Source organism: Sorangium sp. So ce302 (genome assembly GCF_051530145.1).
In the GTDB taxonomy this organism is placed as follows: domain Bacteria; phylum Myxococcota_A; class Polyangia; order Polyangiales; family Polyangiaceae; genus Sorangium; species Sorangium cellulosum_B.
The window spans coordinates 8,636,095-8,651,556 of record NZ_CP150326.1; the positions used below are offsets into that span (position 1 = coordinate 8,636,095).

The 15,462-nt window shown below is 73.5% G+C and carries 11 protein-coding genes; 4 read left to right on the forward strand and 7 right to left on the reverse strand.

Features of this window, described 5'->3' with window-relative positions:
• Window positions 1–12: 12 nt before the first annotated feature.
• Entirely contained in the window at window positions 13–837 is an 825-nt protein-coding gene (locus WME73_RS32680; protein ID WP_437912070.1) for a DUF3025 domain-containing protein, read from the reverse strand.
• Window positions 838–1,181: 344 nt separating this feature from the next.
• Here WME73_RS32680 and WME73_RS32685 point away from each other — a divergent pair, with 344 nt between their 5' ends.
• The 3 genes from WME73_RS32685 to WME73_RS32695 all read left to right on the forward strand — a co-directional run bounded on the left by WME73_RS32685 (window position 1,182) and on the right by WME73_RS32695 (window position 5,057).
• Entirely contained in the window at window positions 1,182–2,063 is an 882-nt protein-coding gene (locus WME73_RS32685) for an MBL fold metallo-hydrolase (RefSeq protein WP_437912071.1), read from the forward strand.
• 106 nt (window positions 2,064–2,169) lie between these two features.
• Window positions 2,170–3,525 carry an allantoinase AllB gene (gene allB / locus WME73_RS32690; protein WP_437851185.1) on the forward strand — a complete coding sequence of 452 codons (1,356 nt, stop codon included), beginning with the start codon at window positions 2,170–2,172 and terminating at the stop codon, window positions 3,523–3,525.
• On the forward strand, window positions 3,504–5,057 hold the full coding sequence (locus WME73_RS32695) for an allantoicase (RefSeq protein ID WP_437912072.1): 1,554 nt from the start codon (window positions 3,504–3,506) through the stop codon (window positions 5,055–5,057). The genes allB and WME73_RS32695 overlap by 22 nt, the downstream gene beginning before the upstream one ends.
• Window positions 5,058–5,154: 97 nt before the next feature.
• Here the strand turns inward: WME73_RS32695 and WME73_RS32700 are convergent, their stop codons facing one another.
• The 4 genes from WME73_RS32700 to WME73_RS32715 form a co-directional block, all read right to left on the reverse strand.
• Complete coding sequence (locus tag WME73_RS32700; RefSeq protein WP_437740271.1) at window positions 5,155–5,592, reverse strand: CHRD domain-containing protein; 438 nt, start codon at window positions 5,590–5,592, stop codon at window positions 5,155–5,157.
• Between the two features lie 593 nt (window positions 5,593–6,185).
• On the reverse strand, window positions 6,186–7,403 hold the full coding sequence (locus WME73_RS32705; RefSeq protein ID WP_437912073.1) for a formylglycine-generating enzyme family protein: 1,218 nt from the start codon (window positions 7,401–7,403) through the stop codon (window positions 6,186–6,188).
• 241 nt (window positions 7,404–7,644) lie between these two features.
• Complete coding sequence (gene uraH, locus WME73_RS32710; RefSeq protein WP_437740273.1) at window positions 7,645–7,986, reverse strand: hydroxyisourate hydrolase; 342 nt, start codon at window positions 7,984–7,986, stop codon at window positions 7,645–7,647.
• Between the two features lie 56 nt (window positions 7,987–8,042).
• Window positions 8,043–9,476, reverse strand: a complete 1,434-nt coding sequence (locus tag WME73_RS32715) for a DUF6986 family protein (protein WP_437912074.1) — start codon at window positions 9,474–9,476, stop codon at window positions 8,043–8,045.
• 225 nt (window positions 9,477–9,701) lie between these two features.
• Between WME73_RS32715 and WME73_RS32720 the strand changes: the two genes are divergently transcribed.
• On the forward strand, window positions 9,702–11,957 hold the full coding sequence (locus tag WME73_RS32720) for an alkaline phosphatase D family protein (protein WP_437912075.1): 2,256 nt from the start codon (window positions 9,702–9,704) through the stop codon (window positions 11,955–11,957).
• 91 nt (window positions 11,958–12,048) lie between these two features.
• Here the strand turns inward: WME73_RS32720 and WME73_RS32725 are convergent, their stop codons facing one another.
• Window positions 12,049–13,314, reverse strand: coding sequence for a hypothetical protein (locus WME73_RS32725; protein WP_437740276.1), 1,266 nt, complete (start codon window positions 13,312–13,314; stop codon window positions 12,049–12,051).
• On the reverse strand, window positions 13,311–15,284 hold the full coding sequence (locus WME73_RS32730) for a zinc-ribbon domain-containing protein (protein WP_437912076.1): 1,974 nt from the start codon (window positions 15,282–15,284) through the stop codon (window positions 13,311–13,313). Before WME73_RS32730 ends, WME73_RS32725 begins: the two co-directional genes overlap by 4 nt.
• Between the last annotated feature and the right edge of the window lie 178 nt (window positions 15,285–15,462).

Genomic DNA, 15,462 nt, shown 5'->3' on the forward strand with positions numbered 1-15,462 from the left:
CGTCACTTACCATCACCTGCACAGGACGCGCTCGTCCAGGGGGAGGCGCGGGCTGCGCTCCGGGCGCACGAAGCTGTCGGGTGACCGCAGCACGTCGCCGAGGCGCGCGTCGGCCAGCGCCACGAGCGCGGCAGGCGCGGCGGGCAGCGGTCCGTCGCACGGGATGGACTGCACCATCGCGTAGACCATCGGTCCGCGCTGGAGGAGGCTCTCGTACAGCGCGTGGCCGAAGACGAGCGCCGCGGCCTCGCCCCGCTGCACGGCGTCCCGCACCTCACCGGCGCAGCGCTCCAGATCGGAGGCATCGCCGAGGAGGGGCGCCTCGCGCGCGTTGTTGTGGAGCAGCAGGAGCCCGCCCTCGTCGAGGAGCGCGAGCCCGTCCAGCTCGCGCGTGCGCGCCGGAGGGAGCGCCTCGGCGCCTGGATGGAGGCGCGCGGCGATCGCCCGGTGCTGGCGCGCATGGAGCTCCGCCTTGGCGCGCGGGAAGGCGCCCCACACCAGCATGTTGAGGAAGTCGTGCCAGTTGCTCGGGCGCGTGGGCACGCAGCCCTCGACGTGGATGCGCGCGTCGTAGAGCGCCGAGGGGTCGACGGGCCCGCGCCGCCCGCGCCGACGAGGCCGCGGCTTTTGCTCCGCAAAGCGCACGGGGAACCCCTCGCCGAGCGCCCGGTTGTAGTCCTCTACCAGCGGCCAGCCGGCGCACCCCGCGAACGCCTCGGCGAGGGGGCGGATGGGCCAGTAGAGCCGGCTCTTCTCGTGGAAGAGCGGCTCCCAGGGAACGGGGGTGCTCCCTGGCGCGCCGCTCGGGTGCGGCGCAGCTCGGCCGGCGGCGCTCACGCCGCGCAGCGTAGGAGCAGCGCGGCGAGAGCTCAAGCCGCGCGCAAGACGGCGCCGGGGCGCGCCGATCGCGAGGCGGCGGCCTCGCGCCGGGACCAGGGCCGCCGGCCGCCCGGCAGGCCCGCGGTGGACCGAGCGCACAGAGCGGGTCAGCAGGGCGCCGGTATCCCGAGACTCCCTGTTTCAACTCACCCAGCTTCCCTGGATATCCATGCTCGCCCTCATGCAGCCATCACGCAACGAGAGCTCGCGCCAAGCCTGGAGTGATGGCCGTTCGCCACGGACGTCGCCGCAGCGGATCTGCCCCCACGCCCGCCGCCCGCGTGTCATCCTGAGATAACGAGATGGCTCGCCTCGAGGACCGCCTGCCAGAGAACGCCCCCGGCGATTACTTCGTCGACCGGTCGTGCATCGACTGCGACGTATGCCGCCAGCTCGCTCCCTCGGTGTTCGCGCGCGCGCCCGCCGTCGAGCAGAGCATCGTCGCTCGCCAGCCCGCGACGCCGGACGAGCACCTCCGCGCGGCCATGGCGCTGGTGTCGTGTCCGACCGCCTCCATCGGCACCTCCGCACCGGCGGCGGGGATGGCCGCCGCGACCTTCTCCTTCCCCGAGCCGATCGACGAGGATGTCTATTATTGCGGCTATACCTCGTCGTCCTCGTTTGGCGCGGCGAGCTACCTCATCCTGCGACCCGAGGGCAACGTGCTCGTCGACTCGCCCCGCGCCGCCAGGCCGCTCATGAAGCGCATCCGCGAGCTCGGCGGCGTCCGGACCCTGGTGCTCACCCACCGCGACGACGTCGCCGATCACCGGATCTTCCGCGACAACTTCGGGTGCGATCGCGTGATCCACGAGGACGACATCGACGACGGAACAGCGCCCGCCGAGGTGAAGATCAAGGGGCTCGACCCCGTGGCCCTCGCGCCCGATCTCACGTTGATCCCCGTCCCGGGCCACACGCGGGGCAGCGTCGCGCTCCTCTTCCGGGACCGGTACCTCTTCACCGGGGACCATCTCTTCTTCTCCGGCGAGCTCGGGCGACTCGACGCGTCGCGCGACATCTGCTGGTATTCCTGGGCGGAGCAGATCCGCTCGATGGAGCGCCTCCTCCAGCACCGGTTCACGTGGGTCCTGCCAGGCCACCTCCGCCGGTACCGCGCTCCCTCCGAGGACGCCATGCGCGCCGAGCTCGCCGAGCTCATCGATCGCATGAAGATGGCGTGACGCGCGCACAGGCCCACGCGCGCCTCGACCTGCGCGCGGGCAGGCGCGCGCTTCGGCGAGCGGCCCGCCTCGGTCCGCCGGGCGCCGTGGTACGATCGCGTCCCTGATGACGCCGGACCTCATCGTTCGCGGGTTGCGGGTGGTCACCGGGGGCGCCGTGCGGCCGGCCTCGGTGCACATCCAGGGCGGCACCATCGTCTCCGTCGCCGGCTACGACGAGCTGCCGGAGGGCTGCCCCGTCGTGGACGCTCAGGGCGCGGTGGTGATGCCCGGGCTGGTCGATGCGCACGTGCACATCAACGAGCCCGGGCGGACCGAATGGGAGGGCTTCGAGACGGCGACGCGCGCCGCGGCCGCGGGCGGCGTCACGTCGCTCGTCGACATGCCCCTCAACAGCATCCCGCCGACGACCACGGTCGCGCACCTCGAGAAGAAGGCGCGCGCGGCGGAGGGCCGGTGCCTCGTCGACGTGGGCTTCTGGGGCGGCGCCGTCCCGGGCAACGCGGGAGAGCTGGTCCCGCTGCTCGAGGCCGGCGCGCTCGGCTTCAAGTGCTTCATGGTCGACTCGGGCGTGGCGGAGTTCGGCCACGTCGCCGAGGCGGACCTCAGGGCGGCGCTAGAGGTGCTCGCAGGCACGGGGGCGCCGCTGCTCGTGCACGCCGAGCTCCCCGGCCCCATCGACGCGGCGCGCGCGGCGATCGCCGGCCTGGATCCGCGCACGTACGCCGCCTACCTGCGCTCGCGCCCGCGAGAGGCGGAGGACCAGGCGATCGCCTTGCTCGCGTCGCTCTGCCAGGCGACGGGCGCGGCGGCGCACGTGGTCCACCTCTCGTCGGCCACGGCGCTCGACATCCTGCGGCGGGCGCGCGACGGCGGCGCCGCGCTGTCGGCCGAGACGACGCCGCACTACCTGCACTTCGCCGCCGAGGAGATCCCGGACGGCGCGACGCCCTTCAAGTGCGCTCCGCCGATCCGGGAACGGCAGAACCGCGAGGAGCTCTGGGCCGCGCTCGCGGGAGGCCTCATCGATTTCGTCGTCTCCGATCACTCCCCGTGCACCCCCGAGCTCAAGCGGCTCGAAGCCGGCGACTTCGACGCCGCCTGGGGCGGGATCTCGAGCCTGCAGCTCGGCCTGTCGATCGTCTGGACCGACGCCCGCCGCCGGGGCATCCCGCTCGAGCGGCTCGCGGACTGGCTGTGCCGCGGGCCCGCGAGGCTCGCCGGATTGCGCCGCAAGGGGGAGATCGCGCGCGGGTTCGACGCCGATCTGGTGCTCTGGGATCCCGACGCCAGCTTCCGGGTCGAGCCGCCGACCCTCCAGCACCGGCACAAGGTGACGCCGTACGCCGGAGAGGAGCTCCACGGCGTCGTGGAGGCCACCTACCTTCGCGGCGAGAAGGTCCATGAGCGCGGGAGCTTCCCCGCGGAGGCGAGAGGGCGATGGCTGAAGCGAGAGGGGTGACGGGGCCGGCGTTCGCGGAGGCGCTCGATCTGGCCTCGGAGCGCCTGGGCGGCGCGGTGCTCGCGGCGAACGACGAGTTCTTCGCGCCGAAGGAGAACCTGCTCAAGGCAGGGAAAGCGGTGTTCCTTGAGCACGAGTACACCGATCGCGGGAAGTGGATGGATGGCTGGGAGACGCGCAGGCGCCGGACTCCCGGGTTCGACTGGTGCCTCGTCCGGCTGGGGCTGCCAGGGATCCTCCGCGGGGTCATCGTCGATACGGCGTTCTTCCGGGGCAATTACCCCGAGCACTGCTCCATCGAGGCGTGCGCGGCGCGGCCCGACGCGCGGGTCGAGGACTTGCTCGACCCACGGACGCACTGGGTCGAGATCCTGCCGCGCTCGCCGCTGGCCGGCGACGCGCAGAACGCGTTCGAGCTGAGCAGCTCTTCGCGGTTCACGCACCTCCGCCTGAACATCTACCCGGATGGCGGCGTGGCGCGGCTCCGGGTGCACGGCGACGCCCTCCCCGACGTCCGCCGGCAGGGCCGCCCGGGCGCGGAGATCGACCTCGCGGCCGCGGAGAACGGCGGGCGCGTGCTCTCGTGCAGCGACATGTTCTTCGGGGTGCGCCACAACCTCATCATGCCCGGCAGGGCGGCGAACATGGGAGACGGCTGGGAGACGCGGCGCCGGAGGGGGCCCGGGTACGACTGGGCGCTCGTGGCGCTCGCGGCTGAGGGCGAGATCGCGCGGATCGAGGTCGACACGAACCACTTCAAGGGCAATTACCCCGACAGCTGCATGATCGAGGGGATCGACGCGGCGGGGCGCTCCGCGTCGGAGCTCGCCGGCGCGGGCGAGTGGCGGGAGATCGTGCCGCGGACGAAGCTCCAGGCGCACACGCGTCATCTCTTCGAGGAAGAGCTCCGCGCGACGGGGCCGTTCACGCACGTGCGCCTGAACATCTATCCTGACGGCGGCGTGAGCCGGCTCCGGATCTTCGGCGAGGCGACCCGGAGCGGGGCGGCCGAGCAGCGGCTCCGCTGGCTCAACGCGCTCACGGAGCCGGAGGCCGAGGCGGAGCTCCGCGTGGCGTGCGGCTCGTCGGCGTGGGCGTCGCAGATGGCGGCGGCGCGGCCGTTCCGCGACGAGGAGCACCTCTCCGCGGCGACGGCGCAGGCCTTTGCGCGGCTCGCGCCGGAGGACTGGCTCGAGGCGTTCCGCGCGCACCCCCGCATCGGAGAGACCAGGCCGCAGGCGGAGGCCGCGGAGGCGAGCGCGACGGCGAGGCGCTTCTCCAGCCAGGAACAGGCGGGGATGAGCGCCGCGGCGGTGGATACGCGGGAGGCGCTCGCGCGCTTGAACCGCGTCTATGACGAGAAGTTCGGGTTCATCTACATCGTCTGCGCCACAGGGAAGAGCGCGGACGAGATGCTGGAGGCGCTGCGCGCGCGGATCCAGCACACGCCGGAGCAGGAGCTGCCCATCGCCGCGGACGAGCAGCGGAAGATCACGGCGATCCGGCTGAAGAAGCTCCTGTGGGGCGGATAGAGCCCCGGGGCGCGGCCCTCGAGGAGGGAGCGCGTCGGGCGAGGGGAGCGCCGGCGCGTCGGGTGTCCGGGCGATCGGGTGTCCGAGCGTGGGCCGCTCAGCGCGAGAGCTGGCCTCGCAGCGCGCCGTCGGGAAAATCGGCGGTGCGCACGGCGACGTAATACCTCTCCGGATCACCGAGCAACGCGCTCAGATCGTCGCGGGCCGCGCTCACGCAGCCGCTGGAGCTGCCGCCTGTCGGCGGCATCAGCGTGATGATCCCGCGGCCCGCGCGGCCGGCGGAGCCCTCGTGGATGCGCGCCGCGGTCGCCGGCGCGATGCCGGCCACCGCGAGGTCGAAGCAGACCTCGCCGCGGTCGAGATCGAGCGTGACGCGGGCCGTGCCGCTCCCCTTCGGGTCGCCGGGGCCGGGCACTTCGTCTTGCCCCGTGAGCGCCGCCGTGAGCGAGCGGACCGGGCGCTCAGGCAACGCCGCGCGCGCCAGCGCCGTCGCGAGGAGGCCGGCGCCCAGCGCGAGCATCGTGAGGTGTTGCATGTCTCCCTCCTGCACATCACGGGGATGTGCGATTCGAGGGCGCCACGAAGAGCAAAGACGACGCCGCCCACGCGCCGCGAGCCGCCCCGCACGTCGGTCGATCGCGGGGGCGGCGAGGAGGCCGCGACGGACACGGCGATTCGCCCGATCGCCGAGGCGCGCTGGAGAGAGACAGAGGCGGACAGCGGACCCGGATCGGCACACGACGCGGGGAATCGGCGTCGCCTGCGCGAGGTGGCAAGGCGGCCCGTGCTCCACACGGGCGGACAGGCCGCGAGCGCGGCCAGCGCAGCGGTGGAGGCATCCGCATGAGCACGCCCGGTCCGTCGCGGGCGGGGGCTCAGGGTTGACGACGAGTCCGCCTTCTGCCAGGAGACGGACGCGCGCGAGGCGCGCGGAGAGCACGGCGGAGGCACACGATGAGCACAGAGATCTCGAAGACCGACAACGACGACTGGACCATGCCCAAGCTCATCGCGCTCGCGTTCACGACGCTCCTCGTGGCCTTCTCGGTCATCTACCTCATCTCTCCCTGAACGGCGCCCGTTCGCCCGTTCCCCGGCGTGCGCCGGCCCCACGAAGGGCGGCGTGCGCTACAGCTTCCTGGCGCAGCGCACGCCGAGCGCGTCCGTCACATCGGTCGGGTCCCAGCCGGTCCGCAAGCGAGCGGAGAGGTCCTCCGGTCTAGGCTGCCACCAGCTGCCGCCGCGGATCACCCGCGCGGAGCCGCGCTCGACGTTCGCGCAATCACGGCACGGCTGGGGGTACGTCCCCTCGAAGTCCAGGCTCCACTCCCACACGTTCCCCGCGAGGTCGGCCTGCCCCCACCGGCCATCACCCCTCGGCGATTTCGATCCGACGACGGCGCTGCCCGTCATGTCGAACACGGCGTAGGTCGAGTTCGGAAACGCGTTGCCCCACGGATACGCCCGCTGCTCGCTCCCGCCAGCCGACGCGTAGTCCCACTCCGCCTCTGTCGGGAGCCGCCCGCCGTCCCAGGCGCAGAAGGCGAACGCGACGAACCAGCTCACGCAGCTGATCGGCTTGAGCTCGTTCCCGCCCGCGTCGTCAGTCCACGAGTGCAATCCCGGGTTGCACTTCAGGTCATCCCTCAACGCCGCCTGGCTCGCGGGCAGACGGGAGTCCCACGCAGCGTCCCAGCCGCTCCGCTGGATCGCCGGGTGAGCTCCAGCGCCGGCCGCGGGTCGGCTCGCGGGATACGCCTCGACGAACTTGCGGAACCGTCCGACGGTGACCTCGTGGCGATCCAGGCGCAGGTCGCTCACCTCCGCCGGATACGCCGCGTCGTTGCTCCGGTCGTACCGGCCACCCGGAACGCGCGGGCTCGCGCAGCAGGGCTGGTTCCGATCCGGCCCGCAGGTCTCGCCGGCCCCGGTCTCGCCCAGGCGGCAGCTCGGCGGCAGGATGCACCGGCCCGCGCCGCACCACCCAGCGCAACCGGCACGACCCCACCGCCCGTCGCTGCCGCACACCTCGATGAGATCGCCGGCGCACCGCGCCTCGTCGGGAGAGCACTCGACAGGGGTCCCCCCGCCCCCGCCTGCGTCACCGCCGCCGGCCTCGCCGCCCCCAGCCGCTGCGCCGCCGGCCTCGCCGCCACCCGTCGCGCCACCACCCGTCGCGCCACCGCCGCCGGTCGCACCGCCCCCCGTCGCGCTGCTGCCAGCCCCGCCGCCGCCGACCGCCGTGCCCGACCCACCACCTGCTCCGCCGCCAGCGGCGCCAGCGCCGCCGTCGCCATCGACGAAGCTCCGCACCTTCTGCTCGCAGCCCGGCCCGAGCGTGGCCATCGCGACGGCCAGCCAGCCAGCACCGCGCCGGCGATCCCGAGCTTCACCCGAACGAATCCGTAGAGCGCCCACCGTTCACCCTCACAGTCGCCCACCGACGGGCACCCGCCATCGTATCATGTGGGACACCTCCTTCACCCCGCCGGGCCGTCGACCTCGCGGCGCCTCCGGGCGCACCACGGACGGCAGGCGCGCGCGTCGCGCTCGCCGCGCAGGACGGCGCTCTCGCGCGGATGCGCGCTCAGCTGCCTCGGTACGTGGTGTAGCCGTGAGGGCTGAGCAGCAGCGGGACGTGATGGTGCTGCGCCGGGTCCCGGATCTCGAAGAGGATCGACACCGTGGGATAGAAGCTCTCGCATCCGAGCGCCGCGTAATAGGCGCCTGTGTGGAAGGTGAGACGGTAGCGGCCCTGGAGGGGCCGTTCGCCGGGCGGCAGCAGCCCCTTCTGCCGGCCGTCGCCGTCGGTCGTGCCCCGTCCGACCTCCCTGTAGGCGCCGTCGTCGCCTACCTCCAGCACCACGAGCACGCCGCTCGCCGGGCAGCCCCGTGACGTGTCCAGCACATGCGTCGTGATCGCGCTCATCGGTCCTCCTCGCCGCTCGGGCCCTCCGCGAACCGGGCCATTCCGGTGCTCTCCTATCACGCGCTCCGGCGCGCCACGATGGCCTGAAATGATCGGCCCCTGAGCTCGTCCGGCGTGAGCCCGGTCCTCTCCGCCGCCTCGCCCTCCGTCATCGCCCCCGCGCCGATCGCGCGCAGGAAGAAGCCCAGGAGGCCCTGCCCCGTCGCGGCGTCGTCGAACACCGTCCCGGCGACGGTCGCCTGGGCGGCCCGCTCGACGAAGCTCCGCAGCCGCGCGGCGGCCGCATCGACGCCCTCCAGGAAGAACGCGTACGTGGCGGCGTAGCGGACCGGCAGCTCCGCGGGGTGGAGGTCCCAGCCCTGGTAGTAGCCGCTCTCGAGCGCGCGGCGAACCTGACCGTACTTCAGCCGCCACGCGCCCACGACGGCGCGACGGTTCTCCTCGCTCTGCTGCGGCGTGAGCGGCGCGCCGCCGGGGCGCGCGCGGTGCGGGCCGACGGGCAGGAGGTTGCTCGCGCCGTCGGAGAGCCAGAGCCCCGAGCCGGCCAGCGCGACCTGCATCACGTGCCGCGCGAAGTCGCACGCCGGGTGGGCGAGGTGCTGATGGGCGGCCGTGATCTCGCAGCTCGCGGTGTAGTCATAGGCCCCGAAGTGCGCCGCCACGCACCGCCCGCGGGCCGCCTCGACCAGCCCGGGCAGCGCGATCTCCCCGCGCGGGCCGATGATCGACGCCGGGGTCTCGACCATCAGCTCGATCCGGATCGAGCCGGCCGGCAGCCGCAGCGCGCCCTCGAGCGCGTCGAGGGCGTCGGCCAGGGCGGCGACCTGCTCGGGCGCGACCACCTTCGGCAGCGTCACCGCGAAGGCGTGCGGGAGCGCGCCGCCCGACGCGGCGATGAGCGCCGAGAAGAAGACGTCGAGCGTCCTCAGGCTCCGCTCGGCGCACCCGTCGCCGAGCGGCTTGATCCTGATCCCGAGGAACGGAGGCAGGCTGCGCGCGGCCATGCCGAGGGCGACCTCGCGCGCGGCGGCGGCGGCGTGCGCGTCCTCCTCGTTTCCGGGGCGCACGCCGTAACCGTCCTCGAAATCGATGCGCAGGTCCTCCACGGGCTCGCGGCGGAGCTTGTCGAGCACGCGCGCGTGCACCGCGTGCGCGAGCCGCGCAGCCCCGGAGGCGCCCTCGGCCGCGCCCCCGCCCGCCTCGATCGCGGCCGCGAGCGCGAGGGCGTCGGCGCGCCCCTCCGGGAGCCCCTCGGCCCCCGGCAGGCCGATCGCCCGCGCGAAGACGGCGAAGTCGGGCGCGTGCTCCTCGACGGCGCGGAGGGCCACCGCCCCGAGCTTCCGGGCCGTGTCGGCCTTGAACAGGTGGGCGCCGCCGTAGACGGTATGGACCGGCTGGCGCGCGCCCGTGTGGTCGAAGACAGAACGCCCGCTGCGGAGGCGCGAGAGCGCGCCGCGCAGCGCTTCGGAGGAGAGGTTCGTCTGGAACATGGTGTGCTTTCAGCGGGTAGGGCGCACACGAGATGCCGCCTGACTCGGCACGTCAAGTGGCGCTCGCGCTCCTCGCGAGGAGGCGCCATGCTGCGACCCGCGCCGCTCGAGCGAGCGCGAGGAGCGCCGCGCGCGGCGGCGGCGCTGCGCGCGCAACGGGGGCACCGGCGCCGCCGTTGCGCGCGCAGCGCTCGGGGTGTATCCGTCGTTGGAGGACTTGAATCGATGATGAGACGCCGAGACTTTCTTCGCGCCACCCTGGTGACCGCTGGTTCGGTGGTCGTGCCGACTGCCTGCTCCGATGATGGTGACGCCGTCGGCGCATGCGACGCGCACGAGGATGACGGGTTCTTCCCGCAGTCGGTGGCCTCCGGCGATCCGCGGCACGATAGCGTCGTGCTGTGGACCCGGCTCATCGATAGCAAGCAGCCGCAGTCGGATCTCAACCTGGCGCTCGTGGTCGCGCTCGACGAGGGGTTCACGCAGCTCGTGGTGCTCAACCCGAGCTCCGACAACGTGGCCACGGTGGGGTCGGGCAGCACGCAGCTCCGCGTGACCGCCCGGGCGGAGTTCGATCACTGCGTCAAGATCAAGGTGAACGGCCTGAGCCCCGGCACCACGTACTATTACCGCTTCTACTACATCACTGGAGAAGGCTGCGTCCGCTCGCGCGTCGGGCGCACGCGGACGGCGCCCGCGCGGGGCGCGGACGTGCCGGTGCGCTTCGCCTTCGTGTCCGGCCAGGACTACATCGGTCGCTACTACAACGCTTATGTGGCCCTGGCGAAAGAGGAGCTCGACTTCGTCGTCCACCTCGGGGGCTACATCCACGAGACGACCGGGAACCCGAGCCTCCAGGCCCCCCCGGGGCAGCGCGGCATCTCCTTCTCCGACGTGGACGGCGCCATCGCCTTCCAGCCGGCGGAGGGCGCGGCCTACCACGCGGCCAAGTCGCTGAGCAATTACCGGGAGCTCTACAAGACGTACCGGTCCGACCGGGCGCTGCAGCGGGTCCACGAGCTCTTTCCCATGATCGCTGTCTGGGGCGATCACGAGTTCTCCGACGATGGCCACGGCGCGACGGCGGCCTATCTGGACGGCCGAGAGCCGGAGACGGACGAGTACCGGCGCAAGGCGGCGAACCAGGCCTGGTTCGAGTACATGCCGGCCGAATACCCGAATGATCCGGAGGGCGACGAGTTCCGCTACGACAGCGCGGTCGAGTACCCGGACGATATCACCATCTACCGGGACTTCTCGTTCGGGAAGCACGTCCACCTCGTGATGACGGATCTCCGCTCCTACCGCGCGGATCACCTGATCCCGGAGGACGCCTTTCCGGGGAAGGTCATCGCGCGGAAGGTGGACATCGAGGACGAGTTCAACGAGGCAGAGATCGAGGCGTTGGCCCCCTACAGGAGCCACTACATCGAGGACATCGACGTGTTGACTCGATACAAGGACGCGCTGGAGATCGCCGCTCCCCTGCTCGGCTTTGACCCGCTCCTCGGGTTCGCTCAGAACGAGTCGCCGCGCCCCATCAGCGCCAGCGTCGTCAACGAGATCGTCGCGAAGCTGAACGAGCAGAGGCCCGAGACCGAGCAGGTGCCCCTCATCAGCGCAAGCGAGATGAGCTTCATGGACGTCGGGTTCGCCTACGCCGATCTCGGAAAGACGGACTATTACAGCGCATTCGGATCGCGTCACCTCGTCGTCAAGGAATCCTTCGACCCGATCTCGAGGATCGCTCTCAAGGCCGACGTGGAGCGGGGCGTCGTCATGGGAGACGCGCAGAGAGCCTGGTTCAAGAAGACGATGGAGGAGTCCCGGAGCACCTGGAAGGTATGGGGGAACGAATCCCCCCTTTCACAGCTCGTCCTCGCCCACACAACGCAACCCGCGGAGCCCGAGCAGGAGTCGCTCACCCGGCACTTCTACCTGAGCTGTGACGGCTGGGACGGCTTCCGCAAGGAACGGGACGAGCTCATCGGGATGCTCGCCGCGGTCGAGGGCAACGTGGTGTCGATCACCGGCGAGCTCGGCGCCTTCCTCGCAGGGACGGCCGCCGTGGAGGGCGCCACGGCCAAGATCGTGGAATTCGGCGGCGCCGCGATCTCGTCGGCCACGTACCGCTCGGTGCTGACGAAGCAGCTGGCGAGCCATCCGACGCTGAAAGGCGTCCTGGAGGCGGAGGACATCGACATCGACGACAGCATGCAGAAGGCCAATCCGTACCTCGCCTTCAGCAACGCCACGAGCAACGGGTTCTGTATCGTCGAGGCGAATGCAGACGAGTTCGTCGTGAGCATGCACATGATCCCCGAAGACGCGCTCGCCGCCCCCCTGTACGACGAGACCGGCGTGGCGGCGCTCGACGAGCAGATCACGATCGCGCGGTACAAGACGAGGGCGGCCGAGTCCGAGCTGTACTGGGAGGACGAGGGCACCTGGAAGCAGTGGATCCCGCGCACCGCAAGCTAGGACGCAGGATCCATCGACCGAGCTGGTCGGCTGGCGCTGCCGACCAGCTCGGCCATCGACACGCAGCTCTGGGCACGAGCGACGGCTGGCGCTAGCGCGCCAGCATCACCACGGTGCCGTCACGGCAGGCGATCGCCATCCGCTCCTCGCCGGCAGGGATGACGGCGACCGGCGCGGAGCAGACGCGCTCGGCCGCGATGGAGACATTGCCGTCCGCCTCGACGACGCCGGCGCGTCCGCCCGCGCGCACGAAGCCGACGCGGCCGGTGCGATCGATCACCACCGGCGGGCTCGGCTTCGCGTCCACCGGGCCGAAGAAGCCGGAGAGCCCGCCGTCGGCGGGTGGCGACCCCGGAGGCCTGTCGATCGCGACCCGGAACGCCAGGTCGCCCGACGCGTTGACCCCGAGGAGCAGCCCGGTCGTCGACAGGACCACGGCCACGCCCCCGGCGCCGATGGCGGGCGGCCCGTCGAGCGCGCTGAAGGCCGCGCCGGCGCGGACCCCGGCGGTCCCTGTCGGCAGATCCAGCGCGACCAGGCGGCGGGCGTCGACGACCGCGAGCAGCGTGCGGGCGTCGGCGAGGGCCGCGCCGCGGCGAGGTACACCGCCGAGAGAGCCGAGCCGCCTCGGCGCGCCGGGCGGACGCCAGGTCAGCACCGCGCCCGACTCGGTGGTCACGAGCGTGCCTTCAGGGCCCGCGAGCAAGGCGCCCGTCGCGCGATCCGCGATCTCGGCGCGGGCGCGCACGGTCCCGTCCGCGGCGAGCTCGACGAGGGAGCGCCCCAGGGCCGCCACGAGCCCGCCGTCGTCGAGCGCGAGGGGCGTCACGTCGGCGTCGCGCCCCCGGAGGCCGAGGGGGACGGCGAAGCGCACGCTCCCCGCGGGCGTGAGCCCGACGGCGACGCCGGACGAGGTGATCAGCGCGAGGGTGCCGTCGCTCGTGAGCACGGCGGGCGCGAGCGGCGCGCTGTCGCCGATGCGCACGCGCCAGCGCTCCCGGCCGTCCGCGCCGAGCTTGACGACCTCGGGGACCGTCAGCGTGAGGAGGAGATCGCCCGCGGCGTCCGCGAGCGGCGCAGCGTCGATCCCGCCGCGGAGCTGCTTTCGCCACGCCTCGCGCGCCGGGAAGGGCAGCCGCGCGGCGGAGCGGCCCGTGCGGCGCGCGTCGAGCCGCTCGCTCGGGGCGAAGCCGCGGGGCGCGCCGACCACGATCGTGTGCGGCCGGCTCGTGTCGACGGCGTCGGCGAAGGCGAGCGGCGCCGCGGCGGAGAGCAGGAGCGCGGCCGCGGCGAGGCCCGCCGTCCGGGCGCGACGCGGCCTTCTCGGGCTGGGCGCCGTGGTGCGCGCGGCGCTCATCGGCCGCCCTTCACGGTGAACTCGACCTGCACCTCGGGGATCTCGGCGCCGCCCGGCGCGACGAACGGCGGCGCGACGCTGCCGTAGGCGGTGAGGATGTCCCCGCGCTGGGCGGGGTTGTCGGCGCCATGGACGAGGCGGACCTTGCACGCCTCCGGAGAGCGCGGCGCGGCGCCCGGGCTCGCGCTCGCGGCGGCCGCGCCGCCCTCCTTGCAGCCGGACGCGGGCGGGATCGAGAGCAGGATCAGCGTCGCGTATCCCTGCCGGCGCACCTCGAGGGCCTCGCCGGTCAGCGCGATCGGCTTGCCGATGTGGTCCTTCCCGCCGGCGGCGAGCTCGGCGTACCCGATCGGGCCGCGGCCGGCGAACTCCTTCGCGGCGGCGTCGAGCCGGTCGACGCGGCGCACCGCGAGCTTCGCGATGCGCGGCGCCATCCCCTGCATCTTCGCGCGCACCTCGAACTGGGTCGCGCCCACGGACGAGACGTTCATCACGTGCGCGAAGGTGCCGTCGGGGCGAACCGCGATCGGGTGCGCGCCGGCGAAGATCTGCGCGCCGCGGGCCGTGCGCCCGGCGAGGACGAAGCTCTCCTTGTCGATGACGACGCTCGGGCCGGGCGACTCGATGGTGAGCGGGACGATGCCGACCGCGACGCTCACCATGCCCTGCTCGCGCGGGCCGTCGGGCGGCGTGACGGTGTACGGCACCTGCCGGCTCAGCGTCTTCGTCTCGTCCGAGGGCCCCGCGACCGCGTCGGTGACGTCGATCGACTCGATGGCCCGGCCGCTCGTGAGCGCGACCGCCTTGCCGTCGAGGATCACCTGCGTGCCCTTGCTCGCCTCGACAACGACCTGGATCGAGGGCCGCTCCCCTTGCAGCGTGCCGAGGTCGGGCCGGAGCCGGTAGGCGACGTGGATGGAGACGCCGACCGTCTCGTCGCGCCCGCTGCCGGGGCGGTCGATGGCGACCTTCATCCGGTTTTCGCCGACGGAGAGCGGGCTCGCGAGCGGGATCTGCGCGACGCGGCCGGCGGTGGTCGCGCGCCCCTCGCCGATGGAGACCGCGGTGCCGTCAGGGCAGCTGTCGCACCGGAGCTCGATGACCTCGCGGCCCCCGGCGTCGGCGCGGGCGCGCGCGGTCACCGGGGGCGCGCTCGGCCAGAGGAGCGCGAACAGGACCGCGCCGAGCGCGAGCACGCCGCCCGCGACGACGACGGCGACGGCCCGACGCGACGTGCGCGGGCGCCTCTCGCCCTTCGGCGGCGGGAGCCGCTGCTTGAGGCGATGAGGGCGCATGAGCGCCGGGTTCTGCAGCGGAGGGGCGCGGAAGCGCGCCGGCGCGATCGTGGCGCCGAGCTCTCCGGCCGGCTGGTAGCGCGCGTCGAGCTCGGGATCGGGCTCGGGGTCGGCCGGGGCGCCGGGCGCGAGCGGCGCGATACCCGGCCGGGCGACGCCGACCAGCGTCCGCGACACGGCGGGCAGCGGCACCGGAGCGCGCGGCGCCGCGAGGCCCGGGGCGATCGGCACGGTGTGGTCGAGGCGCAGCTCACCCGGCGCAGCGTGGAGCGGCGCGGACGGCGCTGCGGGCGCGTCGAGGCGCGCTCCCGGGGCCACGGAAGCCGGGGTCCCGACGACGAGCGTGCCACCGGCCAGGCGCGGATCGGCCTGCGCTTGCGCCGGCGCCGCCCCGAAGATCGCGGCGGGCATGCCGACGATCGTGCGCGAGGCGGCGGCCGGCCCGCCGGCCATGGGCGGCAGCGCGGCCTGGCCGGGGCCCGCGCCGCCCGGATCGGCGGGGGCGGACGGCGTCTGTCGGAGCAGGTCGGGGAGCGTGACGCCGACCATGGTGCGGGCCGCGGGCTTCATGCCGTAGTAGCCGGCCGCTCCGCCCGGCGGCGCGAGCGCGGCGCCGCAGTGCGGGCACGCGATCGAGCCCTCGGGTACGGGTCTCCCGCAGTGCGGGCAGTGCATGGCGCCATGGTAGCGAGGAACCGCGGCGCGGTCAGGCTCCGGGCGCTGCGGCCGGCGCGCTGCGCCTCCCCGGCGGCCGGAAATGCCGGCAAAACGTGCGAGAGGCGCGCGAGGAAGCCCCCCCGCGGCGCCGGAGCGGGCGCACAGCGCAACAGTTGGCCCTGGCGTGGCAGGTAGG